Source organism: Polaromonas sp. P1_E3 (assembly GCF_056405935.1).
Genome location: NZ_JBFUBD010000008.1, coordinates 24,704 through 40,219 on the forward strand (window position 1 = coordinate 24,704; position 15,516 = coordinate 40,219).

General features: G+C 62.5%; 12 protein-coding genes. 3 read left to right on the forward strand and 9 right to left on the reverse strand.

Annotation, left to right across the window (positions count from 1 at the left end; all coding sequences use genetic code 11):
* Nucleotides 1-383: 383 nt before the first annotated feature.
* A complete protein-coding gene (locus AC1D0Z_RS03175; protein WP_477656790.1) occupies nucleotides 384-1,028 on the reverse strand; it encodes a glutathione peroxidase in 645 nt (214 codons plus the stop codon).
* A 353-nt stretch (nucleotides 1,029-1,381) separates the two neighbouring features.
* On the opposite strand from AC1D0Z_RS03175, the gene AC1D0Z_RS03180 reads away from it, so the two are divergent.
* The 3 genes from AC1D0Z_RS03180 to rfaE2 are packed head-to-tail and all read left to right on the forward strand — an operon-like array spanning nucleotide 1,382 to nucleotide 3,117.
* Nucleotides 1,382-2,251 carry a ferritin family protein gene (locus tag AC1D0Z_RS03180; protein WP_477656791.1) on the forward strand — a complete coding sequence of 290 codons (870 nt, stop codon included), beginning with the start codon at nucleotides 1,382-1,384 and terminating at the stop codon, nucleotides 2,249-2,251.
* Between the two features lie 47 nt (nucleotides 2,252-2,298).
* Entirely contained in the window at nucleotides 2,299-2,601 is a 303-nt protein-coding gene (locus AC1D0Z_RS03185; protein ID WP_477656792.1) for a Rid family hydrolase, read from the forward strand.
* A gap of 9 nt (nucleotides 2,602-2,610) precedes the next feature.
* On the forward strand, nucleotides 2,611-3,117 hold the full coding sequence (gene rfaE2, locus AC1D0Z_RS03190) for a D-glycero-beta-D-manno-heptose 1-phosphate adenylyltransferase (protein WP_477656793.1): 507 nt from the start codon (nucleotides 2,611-2,613) through the stop codon (nucleotides 3,115-3,117).
* A gap of 53 nt (nucleotides 3,118-3,170) precedes the next feature.
* Here the strand turns inward: rfaE2 and AC1D0Z_RS03195 are convergent, their stop codons facing one another.
* From AC1D0Z_RS03195 to glnE, 8 genes are all read right to left on the reverse strand, one after another.
* Complete coding sequence (locus tag AC1D0Z_RS03195; RefSeq protein WP_477656794.1) at nucleotides 3,171-4,403, reverse strand: beta-ketoacyl-[acyl-carrier-protein] synthase family protein; 1,233 nt, start codon at nucleotides 4,401-4,403, stop codon at nucleotides 3,171-3,173.
* A 26-nt stretch (nucleotides 4,404-4,429) separates the two neighbouring features.
* On the reverse strand, nucleotides 4,430-4,669 hold the full coding sequence (locus AC1D0Z_RS03200) for an acyl carrier protein (protein WP_457282434.1): 240 nt from the start codon (nucleotides 4,667-4,669) through the stop codon (nucleotides 4,430-4,432).
* Nucleotides 4,670-4,783: 114 nt separating this feature from the next.
* Entirely contained in the window at nucleotides 4,784-5,830 is a 1,047-nt protein-coding gene (locus AC1D0Z_RS03205) for an SDR family oxidoreductase (protein WP_477656795.1), read from the reverse strand.
* 156 nt (nucleotides 5,831-5,986) lie between these two features.
* Nucleotides 5,987-9,109, reverse strand: coding sequence for an efflux RND transporter permease subunit (locus AC1D0Z_RS03210; RefSeq protein WP_477656796.1), 3,123 nt, complete (start codon nucleotides 9,107-9,109; stop codon nucleotides 5,987-5,989).
* A 12-nt stretch (nucleotides 9,110-9,121) separates the two neighbouring features.
* Nucleotides 9,122-10,300 (reverse strand): efflux RND transporter periplasmic adaptor subunit, encoded by a 1,179-nt coding sequence (locus AC1D0Z_RS03215; protein ID WP_477656810.1) that lies wholly within the window; start codon nucleotides 10,298-10,300, stop codon nucleotides 9,122-9,124.
* A 49-nt stretch (nucleotides 10,301-10,349) separates the two neighbouring features.
* A complete protein-coding gene (locus AC1D0Z_RS03220) occupies nucleotides 10,350-11,879 on the reverse strand; it encodes an efflux transporter outer membrane subunit (RefSeq protein WP_477656797.1) in 1,530 nt (509 codons plus the stop codon).
* Nucleotides 11,866-12,624: a CerR family C-terminal domain-containing protein gene (locus AC1D0Z_RS03225; protein ID WP_477656798.1), complete on the reverse strand. Its 759-nt coding sequence runs from the start codon at nucleotides 12,622-12,624 to the stop codon at nucleotides 11,866-11,868. Before AC1D0Z_RS03225 ends, AC1D0Z_RS03220 begins: the two co-directional genes overlap by 14 nt.
* A 45-nt stretch (nucleotides 12,625-12,669) precedes the next feature.
* Nucleotides 12,670-15,474 carry a bifunctional [glutamate--ammonia ligase]-adenylyl-L-tyrosine phosphorylase/[glutamate--ammonia-ligase] adenylyltransferase gene (gene glnE, locus AC1D0Z_RS03230; RefSeq protein ID WP_477656799.1) on the reverse strand — a complete coding sequence of 935 codons (2,805 nt, stop codon included), beginning with the start codon at nucleotides 15,472-15,474 and terminating at the stop codon, nucleotides 12,670-12,672.
* Nucleotides 15,475-15,516 lie beyond the last annotated feature (42 nt).

Below are 15,516 nucleotides of genomic sequence, written 5' to 3' on the forward strand. Positions count from 1 at the left end.
AAGGCTTCGCAACAATGAAACTGTTCTTTTGCCGGCGCAGCTTGCTCAAACAAATGCAAATTGCGCCAGCCAGGGTGTGAGTCTGCATGCTCCCATGGAGTTCCCGGGATGGGTAGCCGCTGGCAGGTAAATTTTTGTTAAGGATGTTGTTGGCGCTGTCGCCCCTGGCGCGACCCGTCGCAGCGGGCAGGCACCGTAAAAAGTGCAGGGGCTGTTGCCTGAAATTTTCAGGCCGCGCCTGTGGCCCGGGGCTGGAAGGTAAAAGTGGACCCGAGGGCCGCGAAGTGCGCATGCCCTCATCATAAAAGGAAAATTACTTGTTAGTCAAATAGTGACTGATTGGTAATTTTGCATAAATGCACACTTTCGCAGCTGGTTGGCCGTTATTTCGCGGCCAGCTGCTTCTCGATTTCCTTGAGAAACGGTCCACCAGCCGGATCGGCCATGGAGTTGAAGCTGGTGACGGTGAGGCCATCGCGCGCGATGACGTATTTGTAAAAATTCCAGCGTGGGGTGGTGCCTGTCTGGGCTGCCAGTTTCTGGAACAGGGGGTTGGCGTCCTTTCCGGTCACGCTGGTCTTGGTGAACATGGGAAATTTCACGCCGAAGGTGTTTTCGCAGAAGTCCGCGATTTCCTTGTTGCTGCCTGTTTCCTGCGAAAAATCGTTGGACGGGAAACCCAGCACCACCAGGCCCCGGTCCTTGTATTTGGCGTAGAGCGCTTCAAGCCCCTGGTACTGCGGGGTAAAGCCGCAAAAGCTGGCGGTGTTGACCACAACCACCACTTTTCCGCTGTATTGGCAGAGTGGCTGGGGCTTTTCATCCTGCAGACGTAAAAACGTCTGCTGCAGCAGCGCGGGGCATGCAGCCGGTGTGGGGCTGGCAGGCGCTACGGCAGATGGCGGGCCGTGTGGCGTTGCAGAGAGCGCGCCCGGCGAGCCCAGCAACGCATGGGCCGTTAGCGTGGCCAGCACCAGGAGTTGTGCTGCCGGACGGGGAAGAGGAGCGAAAAGGACAGAGGCAGTCATTGGCTAAACTCGCTGGCTGGTGATCGGGCCGTTCAAGGATTCATTCTGGCGCTGCCGTGAATGCGGCATAACAGTGTTGAGGGTACGCCCCTTCCGCGGTGGTGGATTCAACACGAATTCTGACCCTCTCGCCCAATTTGCGGGGCTTCTGACGGGGCAATAGCGTGAAAAAAGCGCCTTCTTGTGGGCCAACGCGCCGGAATGAGGGGCGAATTAACCTGATTTGACGGTCAATGGCCTGTAAGTCGCCCGTTGTCACATTAGCCGCCTAAAATCGTTACAAGTAACCCAGGGTGCTCCTGTGAGGGCATCCAAGGCAGATCTATCTGCGTATCCCTTGCGAAGGAGTTCTCATGCTTTATCCCGAACTGTTCAAACAACTTGAATCCGTCCGCTGGGACATGGACAAGGACATTCCATGGGCGAGCTTTGACGCCTCCAAGCTGACCGATGAGCAGGCCCAGACCATCAAGATGAATGCCATCACGGAGTGGTCTGCGCTGCCCGCGACGGAAATGTTTTTGCGCGACAACAAGGATGACAGCGATTTCTCCGCTTTCATGTCGATCTGGTTTTTTGAAGAGCAAAAACACTCGCTGGTGCTGATGGAATACCTCAAGCGCTTTCGCCCGGACCTGGCCCCCACGGAAAAAGAGCTGCACGAAGTGCGTTTCGAGTTTGAGCCGGCGCCTGCGCTGGAAACACTGATGCTGCATTTCTGCGGCGAGATCCGGCTGAACCACTGGTACCGCCGCGCCAGCGAATGGCATACCGAGCCCGTCATCAAGCAGATTTATACCCAGCTGAGCCAGGACGAGGCCCGCCACGGCGGGGCTTACCTGCGCTACATGAAGCGTGCCATCAACAACTTCGGCAATGAAGCCAAGTCCGCTTTCACCAAGGTAGGCGTGTTGATGGCCAGCGCACGCCGCACTGCCCAGGCGCTGCACCCCACCAACCTGCATGTGAACAAGAGCCTGTTTCCGCGCGACACCATTCAGAGCCGCCTGCCCAATCCCGAATGGCTGGAACACTGGCTCGACACGCAGATCAAGTTTGACGCAGTGTGGGAGGGCAAGGTGGTCGAGCGCATCCTGCACAACCTGAGCCTGCTGCTGAACCAGAGCTTCAAGACCGTGCAGGAACTCAATCGTTACCGCAAGGAAGTCGCCAAGGAACTGGCGGATTCGATTGCCGCCAAGCCGGCACCCGCCGGCACCTGATGCAGGACCTCCGCTGGCCGAGTGCGTCAGGCGGGCGGAGCCGGGTTGTGGCGCGCGGCGCGCAGGTGTTTGCAGTGGCCAACGCCGGCGACCCCTCCCTGGACTTTGCCGGGCAGCTCTTGCAGACCCTGGACATGCTGGATGTCCACCTTTTGCATGCAGGCGCCTCACGTGCCTCGCTGCTCAGCGTGCAGATATACCTTTCGGACATGCAGCACAAAAAGCAGCTGGACTCTGCCTGGCTCGACTGGATTGGCGAAGACAGCAGCGCCTGGCCGCAACGCGCAGTCATCGGTGCGCAGCTCGATGGCGGCTTGCTGGTTGAAGTCGTCGCCCAGGCCTTCCGTTAAAGTGCCGTGATGCCCACCGAGACTCCCACTCCGTCCCCCGCCGCGTTTCTGCAAAAAATCGTCCCACGCGAAGACGCCCGCAAGCGGCTGGCGTCCATGCCGCGTCCAGTTGTTTTTACCAACGGGGTGTTTGACGTGCTGCACCGCGGGCACGTTACTTACCTGGCCGAAGCGCGCGCTCTGGGCGCCAGCCTGGTCGTGGCGCTCAACACCGACGCGTCCGCACGGCGGCTGGGTAAAGGCCCGGAGAGGCCGCTTAACAACGAACACGACCGCGCGGCCATGATGGCTGCGCTGGAATCAGTAAGTCTGGTCACCTGGTTTGAGGAAGACACGCCGCTTGAACTGATCCGGGAGCTCCAGCCCGACCTGTTGGTGAAGGGGGGCGACTACGACATGGACAAGCTGGCGGAAACGGCGGCGGTCAAAGCCTACGGCGGCAGTGCGCGGGCGATTCCGTTTGTAGATGGCTATTCAACGACGGCCCTGGTGAAAAAGATCCGCACTACGCGCTGATCCGATGGGATCGTCCGGAGGGCGGGGCCGGTTCCAGAAGAAGCTACACGTCCTCAGGCTGATTTCGCGACCAGCACGGCGTTGGAGCCGCCAAAAGCAAACGAGTTGGACATCACCGCGCGAAGGCCTTTGGCATCGCGTGCGGTCAGCGGTATGTAGTCCAGGTCACAGCGCGGGTCGGGGGTTACCAGAAAAGCCGTTGGCGGCAGTTGTCCCGCGCGCAGGGCCATCACGCTCGCAATAAATTCCATCGCACCGGCTGCGCCCATGGCGTGCCCATGAACTCCTTTGCTGGAGCTGACGGGGAGACGGGGGGCCAGTTCCCTGAAGGCCAGCTTGATCGCACTGGTTTCGACGACATCGCCGACATCGGTGGCGGTTCCGTGGGCGTTGAGGTAGCCGATATCGGCGGCCTGCAGTCCCGCGTCTTTCAGCGCCAGTGTCATGGCGAGTGATTGCCCCTGAGCGTCGGGCTGCGTCAGGTGATGCGCGTCGGTGGTGGACGCGTAGCCGCAAAGTTCGGCCAGGATATTGGCACCGCGCCGTTTGGCGCTTTCCCATTCCTCGAGGACCAGCATGGCGGCGCCTTCGGCCAGCACAAGGCCGGAGCGGTCAGCCGAAAATGGACGGCACGAGGTTTCGGCGCCGTCGGCATGCGGCTTGGCCAGGGTATGCATGGCTTGCCAGGCCTTGATGGTGCCGCGGTTCAGCAACGCCTCGGAACCTCCGGCCAGCATGGCGTCGGCATAACCGTGGCGGATCTGCCGGAAGGCTTCGCCAATGGAGGTGGCCGAAGATGCGCAGGCGTTGGAAACGGTGCTGCTGGGGCCTTTCAGCCCGAACTCCATCGACACGTGAGCGGCAATGGCGTTGTTCATGGCCAGCACAACGGTCATGGGGCGCAGGCGCGCCACCTTTTGCTCGAGCAATGCCGTGTAGGCCACATCCGTGGATCCTGCGCCGCCGCTGCCCGTGCCCAGCGAGACGCCAAAACGCTCGGGTGCGAAATCACCCGCTGCGCCCCATCCCGCCTGGGCCATGGCTTCGCGGCCGGCCACTACCGCGAACTGGCTGACACGGTCCATGGTCAGGAGGCGGGCGCGGGGGAAATGCTGGTCGGGGTCGAACTGGATGGCGCCCGYCAGCACACTTTCAGTGCCGGTGGGAAAGCCGATGTCAACGCCCCGGATGCCTGAGCGGGCGCCAAGCAGGGACTCAAAGAATGCGGGAGTACCGGTTCCAATGGCGGAAACAACGCCAAGACCCGTGATGGCTACGCGACGCATGGCAGTCTGACGGACCCCCGCAGGGCTCAGGCGGCTGGCTTGCCCGATGGCAGCAATGGCTCGATCAGCTGGACCATTTCGGCCAGGGTGCGCGGTGGGCTGGCCTGGTCGGGAATCTGGATGCCAAACTGGTCTTCAATCTGGAACAGGAATTCAATGACCGCGAGGGAGTCAAGGCCCAGGCTCTCCAGCGTGGCATCCGGCAGCAGTTTTTCTTCGCTGATGCCAAATGTCTCGGCAAAAAGATTAATCAAGTCAGAATTCATCACGAACCAGTAAATATGTAATGCGAACCGCCATTGTCCCACCATCGATATGACGGCCGGCCTCTTCGGGCCTGTAGGGGCATTTTACAAAAGCGGCCGCGTTGTTTTCGTACCTCAGGGCGTGTACATCTGCCTGACGGCGTCCGACAGGCTGAAAGTCCCCAATAATTCACCCAGATAGCTAATGGGCGCCGGCGCGACAGCGGCCGCACCAATTTCTGTGCGCAGGCGCGCATTGCTGAACACCGCGTCGGCGGTCAGGAAAGGTAAATACGGCTGCAATGCTTCAAACATCCAGCGTTGGCGGGCAAACTTCGGCGTGGGCACGAAGTCCCTGCCGCGCATGACCATCTTGCCGATGCCGGGCATGCTGGCTTTCAGTTCTTCGGCCAGCGCCGCGAACGTCATGGAGTCTTCGCCCGTAGACACGTGGTAGCAATCGTGCCGGAGCTCGTCCTTGAGCAGCATTTCGGCAAAGGCGCCCGCGATGAAGTCCACCGGTGCGAAATCGAGTTTGCCCAAAGGATCCAGCGGCACATCACCGAGTTCGGCCATGACCGGGATGGACCACAACATGTTGCGGGCCAGCTTGGCGTCGTCAATGCCGCGCGACAGCACAATGCCCGGGCGCAAGCTCACGAAGGGATGACCTTTGCCGCGCAGCAGGGTTTCGGCGTCGCGTTTGGAGCGGATGTAATCGTTGGCATAGCCGGCAAACGGCATGTCTTCGGTGATCACGCCGCGCGGCTCGGTGGTGACGGCCGCCGTTCCGACAAAAAAACCGCGTTGTGAGGGCCGCAGGTCTTTCAGGATGCCGGAGAAATGCTCGGCGGCCTTGAGATTGATGGGATAAACCCCGGCACCGGGCTTGAACGAGGTACTGGCCGCCGAATGCAGGATGACATCGGCCGATTGGAGAACTGCCGCGCTGAGGCCAAAACCGGGCTCGACCACATCGCCGGCTTCGGCAGACACCATGTCGGCAAATTCGGGTTTCCAGAGGACGCTTTTTTTCAGGCGATCCAGCAGACGGTCACGGGCCTGGTTCGTATCGGCAGCGCGCACCACAGCAGTGCTGTAGACGCCGCGCGCAGCCAAAAGAAGCATTAATTCGCCGCCAATCAGGCCTGTTGCGCCCGAAAGCAGTACGCGTTTTGACATGTTAAGAAATGTAAAGCTGAACCCGCAAGTATAAGCGAGGGGTATTGGACGGCCAGCCCTAATTCAGGGGAGCTGGCCTGTCCAAACCAGCAAAATTACACGTCTGATCCGCCTTTTACAAAGCGGTACGCAGCGGCGTGTGCATTATTTCGCAGCTTATGGGGCGCCTGATTCAGCTGCGGGTTGACCGTTTCCAGGTTTTTCTTTGCCGCGGCCGCGCAACCTTGCCGCCGTGCGCTTGATCATCCGTTCCAGGTCATCGATATAGGTAAACACGGCAGGCACGACCAGCAGGCTGAGCACGGTAGAGGTGATCAGGCCGCCGATCACCGCAATCGACATCGGCGAGCGAAAGCTGGAGTCGGCAGCGCCCAGGCCCAGCGCAATCGGCATCATGCCGGCGCCCATGGCCAGCGTGGTCATGATGATGGGCCGTGCCCGCTTGTGGCAGGCGTCCAGCAACGCGTCCCAGCGCGACAGGTTGTGGTCACGCCGGGCGACGATGGCGTATTCCACCAGCAGGATGGAGTTTTTGGTGGCGATTCCCATCAGCATGATCAGCCCGATCAGGGAAGGCATGGAAAAGCTCTTCTGCGCGATCAGCAGGCCGACAAAAGCGCCGCCCAGTGACAGCGGCAGCGCCGCAAGAATGGTGACCGGATGGAGGAAATCCTTGAACAGCAGCACCAGCACAATGTAGATGCAAAGCACACCGGTCAGCATGGCCAGGCCAAAACTGGCGAACAGCTCGCCCATGACCTCTGCGTCGCCCACCTCCACCACCTTGACGCCGGCGGGCAGGCTCTTGACCGACGGCAGCAATTTCACGGCTTCGGTGATGTCACCCAGCGCCCGACCCGAAAGCTCTATCTCGAACTTGACATTGCGGGAGCGGTCATAGCGGTCAATCACGGCCGGGCCGGCCGTGATTTCCAGGCTCGCCACCTGCCCCAGCATGACGGGCCCGACGCCCGGCTTGACGCTGGGAACCGCAAGGCGCTCCAGCACGCTGAGGTCCTTGCGCGCTGCCTCATCGAGTTTGACGACGATGGGCACCTGCCGCTGCGAAAGATTGAGCTTGGGCAAAGACTCTTCGTAGTCTCCGACCGTGGCAATGCGCAGGGTTTCGCCCATGGCCGAGCTGGTCACGCCAAGGTCTGCTGCCCGGGCGAAATCCGGCTTGATGGCAATCTCGGGGCGTACCAGGCTGGCACTGGACGAAATATTGCCCAGGCCGGGAATGGTCCGCAGGTCTTTTTCAATCGCCAGCGCCGCGGTTTGCAGCGCATTGGAGTCTTCGGCGGTCAGCATGAGGATGTAGGCCTCTCCCGAGCCGCCCAGCCCCACCTTGCTGCGCACGCCCGGAAGGGTTTCCAGGGCCGTGCGCATCTTGCTTTCGATGCCCTGCTTGCGCGGCCGTTCGCTGCGCTCGTCCAGCAATACTGTCAGCGTGGCCTTGCGGGTCTCTGCCGCGCCCTGCATGGCAAACGGGTCGGTTCCGGCTGACCCGCCGCCGATGGTGGTGTAGACGCTCCTGACGTGCTCAACTTTGCTGATCAGCAGGCGCGCGTGTTCGGCAGAGGCCTTGGTCTGCGCCAGTGACGCGCCCGGAGGGAGCTCAAGGTAAACCTGGGTTTGCGAATTGTCATCGGGCGGAATGAAACCGGTCGGCAGCAGCGGAATCAGCATCACCGAACCGAAAAAAAACACCGTGGCGGCTGCCATGGTGGCCACGCGGTGTTTCATGCACCAGGCCGCTGCGCGCATATAGGTGTTCATCCACTTCGGGTCGGAATGGGCTCCCACCACCGGCTTGAGGATGTAGGCCGCCATCATGGGGGTCAGCACCCGGGCCACCACCAGCGAGGCAAACACCGCCAGCGAGGCCGTCCAGCCGAATTGCTTGAAGAATTTTCCGGCCACGCCGCTCATGAAGGCGGTGGGCAGGAACACCGCGATCAGCGTGAACGTGGTGGCCACCACGGCCAGGCCGATTTCGTCGGCCGCCTCCATGGCGGCTTCATACGGCGACTTGCCCATGCGCAGGTGGCGCACGATGTTTTCGACCTCGACGATTGCATCGTCGACCAGGATACCGATCACCAGCGACAGCGCGAGCAGCGTGATGACATTGATCGAAAAGCCGAGCAGGTGCATGCCGATGAAAGCCGGGATCACCGACAACGGCAGCGCAACGGCCGATACAAACGTGGCACGCCAGTCGCGCAGGAACAGCCACACCACCAGCACCGCCAGGATGCCGCCTTCGTACAGCAGGTGCATGGAGCCGTCATATTCCTCCTGCACCGGTGTGACAAAGTTGAAGGCTTCGTGGACTTCCACTTCAGGGTATTGCTTCTTCAGCTCGGCCAGCGCGGCCTGCACCGCGGCGCCGACGGCCACTTCGCTTTCGCCCCGGCTGCGGGACACTTCAAAACCCACCACAGGTTTTCCGTCGAGCAGCGCGGCGGCGCGCGGTTCTGCGGTGGTGTCGCTCACGGTGGCGACCTCGCTGAGGCGGATGCGCCGCCCGTCGCTGAGTGCCAGCTCAAGCTGCGCCAGCTCCTGCGCGGACTTCACCGTCGCCAGCGTCCGCATGGGTTGTTCACTGCCGCCGAGGTCGGCTCGCCCACCCGCACTTTCAGTCTGCACCTGCCGCAACTGGCGGGAAATATCCGATGCCGTCGCGCCCAGGGCTTGCAGCTTCGAGGGATCCAGCGCAATGCGCACTTCGCGCGAGACACCCCCCACGCGGTTGACCGCACCGACGCCACGCACCGCGAGCAGCTTGCGCGAGATGTCGTTGTCAACAAACCAGGACAGTGCCTCTTCGTCCATGCGCGGCGAGCGGATGGTGAAGGCCAGCACCGGCTGGCTGGCCAGGTCCATCTTGCTGACGACCGGATCGCGTACGTCGCCGGGCAATTCGCTGCGCACCTTGGAAACGGCAGCCCGCACGTCGTCAACGGCTTCCTGCACCGGCTTCTCAAGCCGGAATTCGGCGGTCACGGTCACGCCGCCGTCCTGCACCTTGGTGTAGATGTGCTTGAGCCCCTGCACGGTGGCGATGGAGTTTTCAAGCTTGCGGGCCACTTCGGTCTCGAGCTGGGCGGGCGCGGCGCCCGGCAGCGACGCCGCAACCGTTACGGTCGGCAGGTCGATATCGGGGAAGTTTTGCACCTTCATGGCCTTGAACGACAGCATGCCGGCAAACGTCAGCAGCACGAACAGCATGACGGCGGGGATGGGGTTTTTGATCGACCAGGAGGAGACGTTCATTGTGAGCGCTCCTTATTTGATAGCTGCTTGCGCACGGCTGGCGGGCGCTGCAGCCGGATTTGCTGCGGCGCCGGGGGCGCCGTCGCTGACCCGGACCAGGTCGCCGTCATTGAGGAATCCTGCCCCGCTGACGATAACGCGCATGTCGGGGGCAAGACCCGAGACGATCTCTATGCGGTCGCCCGCCAGCCGGCCGGTCTGCACCTTGAGCTGGCTGATACGGTTGTCCGGGTTGAGGCGAAAGACATAGTTAAACCCGTCGCGTACGACCAGCGCCGGTTGGGGGACGGTCAGCGCAGGCGTGCTGCCCAGATCGAATTCGCCGCGGGCAAACATGCCGGCCTTGGCCGGGGAGGCCATGCCGGCCGAAACCGGAAGATCCACATAGACCAGTGCCGCACGCGTCTGGGGATCAACGCTCGGGGCGATCATGCGCACCCGGCCCTTGAGTTCTGCACCGCTGGCCGCCACCACACTGGCGATTGTGCCGGCCTTGATCCGGCCCAGCTCGGCTGACGTGACTTCAGCCCGCCACTCGAGGCGGCCGCCGCGGATCAGGCGGAACAGTTCAGTGCCTGCCGGCACCACCGACCCTACCGTTGCCGTGCGGGCGGAGATAACGCCGTTGTCAGGCGCCAGCACCTGGGTGTTTTTACCGCGCACCTGCTGAACCTCAAGGAGCGCCCTGGCCGCCTCGACACGCGCCTTGGCGGTTTGCTCGGCGGTGTTGTACTGGTTGATCTGCTGCTCGCTTAAAGCGCCCGAGCTGGCCAACGTGCGCGCACGCGCCGCGTTGTCTGCCGCATCCGCCGCATTGGCCTGGGCCTCGACCAGGCTGGCTTTGGCCTGGGCGGTGTCGGCCTGTACGCTGTCGCCGGAGAACACCGCCAGCACCTGCCCGGCCTTGACCTGGTCGCCCACATTGGCGTGCACCTGCACCAGCCGCAAGCCGTTTGATTCAGAGCCGATCACGGCCTCCTGCCACGCGGTGATATTGCCGTTGGCGCTGAGTTTCACCGGCAAGGTCATTTGGGACGGCAACGCGGTGGCAACTGTCAGTGCCGGCTTTGCGGTGACTGCCTTGTCTTCCTTTGCATCGGCCTTCAGAAGAAAAAAGGCCGCAGCCCCGGCAACGAGCACGGCACCAGCGATCACAGCGAGCGCGACGGGTTTGAGTTTGAAGTTTGGCATGGTGTTCAATGGATCTGTCGTAGGTGTGGCAAGGTCGGCAAACCGGGCCTCAGGGGGCGGTGAGCGCAGCGGGGGTAAAAGGTGCCGGCACATCAGAGACCAGCGGCGGCACAGGGGGTTCGGCGGTGGTCCAGCCGCCGCCGAGCGCCCGGTACAGCGCGACCCAGGCGCTGCGCCGGTCACGCTGCAACGTGACCAGTGCACTTTGGGCGGCCAGCAGGGTGCGGCGGGCGTCTTCAAGTTCAACCAGGCTCGCCAGCCCGCTTTTGTAGCGGGCTTCAGTGCCGACGAATGACGCGCGGTAGCCCTGTGTGGCGACCAGGGCATCCTGGCTCCGTTCGGCGGTGCTTTGCAGGTTGACCAGCGCTTCCTCGACTTCCCGTACGGCTTTGCGCACGCTGCCGCGGTATTGGGCGGCGGCGTCCTCGTAGCGTGCCTTGGCGGCTTCTACATTAGCTTCGCTGGCGCCGCCGTCAAAGATCGGGATGGTCAGCTGCAGTGGCCCGACGGTCCAGGTGTCAAAACGCTGCGTGGTGCTGGCCGTGTAGGACCTGTTGGCCGCAATCGAGCCGCTCAGGCTGAGCCTTGGAAAGCGTTGCGCGCGTGCGCTGCCGACCTCGAGGTGGGCGGCGTCCACCTCGCGTGCCGCGTTGAAGATATCGGGCCGCTGGGCCAGCACTTGCGCCGGTACGCTGATGACAGGCGCTGCCGATTCCTGCGCCAGGTCGACCGGGGTGCTGGCGAGTTTTTGCCGCAGTCCGGGCTCATCAATGGCGGTCAGGGCCACCAGCGCCTTGACGTCCAGATCGCACAGGGCGCGTTGTTGAATGGCGTTGCTGTTGCCTTCCGCGGCACTGGCTCTGGCCAGTGCCGCAGTGGCGGGTGCCTGGAATCCCGCCTTGGCGCTGAGCTCCGACAGCCGCGCCGTTTCGGCGCGGGACGCAGCGTCGGAGCGCGCCACCTCAAGCAGTTTTTCGCAGGCACGCAGACTGTAGTACTGGGTGGCGACCTCGGCGGCCACCGACACGCGTGCTGAATGCCACATTGCCTGGGAACCCTCCAGACGCTGCTGGTCGGCATCCCGGCTGGCGGCGTACTGGCCGAAGAGATCAATTTCCCACGAGGTCTGCAACCCTGCCTGGGCCGTTGTGGAAATGGGCGGCGCTGTCCGGTTCACGGGGGCCGAGCGCCCACGGCTGACACTGGCCGTGCCATCGAGCGTGGGCAGCATGGCTGCGCCGGAGGCCACACGCGAGGCTCGCGCCTGTTCGATGTTGGAACGCGCGGTGGAAATGGTCGGGCTGACGGACTCCGCCGCCATGATCAGCTCCACCAGTAACGGATCATTTTGCTGCTGCCACCATTGGGACAGTCCGCTCAGACTGCCGCCGTGGGGCAATGCTGCGGTAGTGCGCGGCGCCGCAGGCAGGGGTGTTTGCCACTGCGCGGGGATTGAGGCGGTGGGCGGTATGTGGGGATTGTCGGAAGCGCAGCCGCCCAGCAGCAATACGCATGCCCCGAACAAAGGCACCGCTGCCCGCCAGTGGAATTGGGCGCCTGCGGAATCAGTTTTTTTCATGATGTGCTGTTTTCAATCGTGGCTTGTCAGCCCCTGAATGACTGGAAAGATGGCTTCTGCGTCCCATTTCGACGCCCACCATGGCTTCGGCATACGCCACGAGACTGACAGCCCACTGCTCCAGTGCCTCTGATGTGCCGAACAGTTGAGGCCGGATGACCTCCACGACCTCGCGGCTGACAAACATCTGAAGTGCCAGCCCGGTGATGGAAAAAGCCAGCCTGTGCACTTCGTCATCGGCTTTGGTGATGCCCAGGTGACGGCAAAGTACGGTCACCAGCGCGGTGTGTGCCGGCCTGATGCCCTTGTCGATTTCTTCCGCCCACAAGCCCGTGGGTTCCAGCATTTCACGAAAGTGCAGCCTGGTGGACAGCTGCACCAGCTCGCCCTGATGCAAAGGTTCGAGGAAACTTGAGAAAAAACCGTCAAGTGATTGACGCAAAGTGAAGTGGGGCTGGTTGTACAGCGCGATGTCATCGCGCGCGCTACCTAGCGGCTCTGTGAAAACGGCCCGGTACAAGCCGGCCTTGTCGCCAAAGTAATAGCTGATCGCCGCCACGTTGGCGCCTGCTGCATGGGCGATATCGCGAATGGAGGTTTTGGCAAACCCTTTTTCGGAAAACAGCCTGAGCGCCACAAGTAGCAGGTGCGCCCTGGCGTGGGCGCCATCGGAGCGCTGTTTTCGGCTTTCGCCTTCAGGTTTGCCAAAACGCAAAGGTGGCTGGGAAGGCAGGTCGGAAGTCATGTGCCCGCATTAAAGCACATTAATCAAACAATTGATTGAATTAAATCAATCGTTTGATTTGAAGGTGGCAACCCACAATTGCTGGATCGCGCTGCGCTCTGCTTCCAGCGCTGGCGGATTGACCTGCGTGGGCTCCTCGTTAAGGCGTGCGTGATGCTGTACCCGCCGCAGTTCGCGGTACGCGCTTGCCGCCCTTTGGCCCACGCCGGCCGGCAGCAGGCCCGCTGTTTCCGCGCGTTGCAGCAAGGAAATGTTGCCGACGTTGTCCCTCAACTCCGGGTGTCGGTCAGACTGGGAAAGCACCAGAAACTGTACGGCGAACTCGGCGTCCACCATGCCGCCCGCACTGTGTTTGACGTCAAATTTTTCTGCCTTGAGCGGCGGCTGACTGCCGGAAGACGGTGTGTGAACGCTCTTGACCGGATGGGCATCGCGCACTTTCTCGCGCATGGCCACAATTTCATTGCGCAGCGCAACGATGTCGCGCGGCGCGGTGATGACGGTTTGCCGGACCTGGTCGAACCGCAGGCGCAGCGACTCATCACCCAGCACAAAGCGCGCACGTGTCATGGCCTGGTGCTCCCAGGTCCAGGCGGTGTTGCTGCCGCGTTGCTGCTGGTAGCGGGTATAGGCTTCAAAACTGGTGACCAGCAAACCCGAATTGCCGTTGGGGCGCAAGGCGGTATCGATTTCAAACAGGTCGCCTTCGCCGGTCTTGATGGTCAGCCAGTTGATCAGCTTTCGCACAAACGCTGCGTAAACCTCAGGTGCCCGCTCATCCTCGTCCTCGTAGACAAACACGATGTCCAGATCGCTGCCATAACCCAGCTCCTTGCCGCCCAGTTTGCCGTAGGCAATGATGGCAAACTGCGGCGTTTCGCGGTGCCGGTTCCTGAGGCGCTGCCAGCACCAGTCGGTGGTAATGCTCAGGACGGCTTCGGCGAGAGCGCTCAAATCATCGGCCACCTGCTCAACCGTGAGCACGCCCTCCAGGTCGCGTGCGAGGGTGCGAAACACTTCAGCATGGTGGGCGCGGCGCAGCAGATTCAGGCAGGTTTCCTCGTCGTCTTCACCTGTGCTCCTGAGCGCGGCCAGCCGCTGCTGCAAATCCCGTGCGAAAGCCCTGCCGTCAAAACGCTCCTTGAGCAGTTCGTCACTGGCCAGTTCATCGATCACGCCGGGGTGCTGCAGCAGGTAGCGGGCGGGCCATTTTGCCGCCCCCAGCAGGCGCAGCAGGCGCTCGTGTACCGCGGGGCGCTCCAGCAGCAGCGCCAGATAACTCTCCCGCCTCAGGAGTGGCTCTATCCAGTCGATGATGCGCACAGCGGCTTCTTCGGTGACCGTGCCTTCTGCCAGCCAGGCGGCGGTGCGCTGCACCAGCCGCGTCAACCTCGTCCGGGAGTCTTCGCGCAAGGCCAGGACCCGGGGATGCTGGCGCCACAGTGCCAGCCGGGCGCGAAACTGCTCCGGCCATTGTTCCGACAATTGCTCCAGCAGGTCTTCAAGCTGCTGCGGCGGCGCCTTGACCGTCTTGCCGCAGCCCTTGCAGTCGGGCTTGCCTCCCAGCAGTTTGTCGAACTCCCCGGCGACCAGCTCCCGGTGCGTATCCAGCTCGCCAAGGAAGGGGCAGCAGTTGCTGTAGCCCAGCGTCTGTGCAATCCATCCCAGGTCGTCATCACGCGTCGGCAGGACGTGGGTCTGCTGGTCATCAAGGTACTGGATGCGGTGCTCCACCCGGCGAAGAAAATCATAAGCTCGCACCAGCGCATCAGCGGTTTCCTGCGGCATCAGGCCTGCGCGTGCCACACGCTGCAGCGCATCGACCGTGGGACGGGTGCGCAGCTCGGGGAATTGCCCACCCCGCACGACCTGAAGCAATTGCACGGTAAATTCAATCTCCCGAATGCCGCCGCGCGACATCTTGACATCGTTGGCCCGCTCCGGGTGGCCGGCGCAGCGCTTGGCGGCATGCTCCCGAATCTGCCGGTGCAAGGTACGCAACGCATCAAAGACGTTGTAGTCAAGGTAGCGCCTGAACACGAAGGGCAGCACGGAGCCGCGCAGGGCTTGCGCCGAGCCGTCCTGCACGCATTCGATCGGTGCCACCACCCGGCTCTTGAGCCAGGCAAAGCGCTCCCATTCACGTCCCTGCGCCTGAAAATACTCTTCAAGTGCACTGAGGGAAATGGCGGCAGGCCCGGAATTTCCATTGGGCCGCAGCGCCAGGTCCACCCGAAACACAAAGCCGTGCTCCGTGGTGTCGCCAATCAGGCTGAAGACGGCCTTGACCTGGTGCCCGAAGTACTCGTGGTTTGAGATTTGCCCGCGGCCATCGCTGCGTCCCCGGGTTTCGCCGTCATGGTCGTAGACATAGATCAGGTCAATGTCGCTGGAAACGTTCAGTTCGCGCGCGCCCAGTTTGCCCATGCCTACAACCCACATGCGGGCGCGTTCCCCGTCGGGGCCTTGCGGTGCGCCGTGTAATCCGTCCAGTTCGGCGCCGGATTCACGCATGGCGACATCCAGGGCCAGCTCGGCCAGCTCGGTCATGGCGCAGGTCACCACGGCAAGCGGGGCCTGGCTTTCGAGGGCGCCGTCACAGTCGAGCACCACAAGTCTTTCGATCACCAGCTGGCGAAGCACACGAAGCGCCGCACCTGTTGCCATGCCTTGCGCCAGCAGCGCATCCAGTGCGGCCCGCATGCCGGCTCGCACGGGGGCGCCGGGAGGCAGCAGAAAGAGCTGGTCGGCGTAACGGCGGCGGATGCGCTGGACGAACCGTGAATAACCCGATGCGGCCGGCCCGGCGGCAAATGGGGTATCAGGTCGGGCAGTTGAGGCGACGGTCATCACACTACTTCACAAAACTTCATGGTTCGCCGCCGGGCGAAC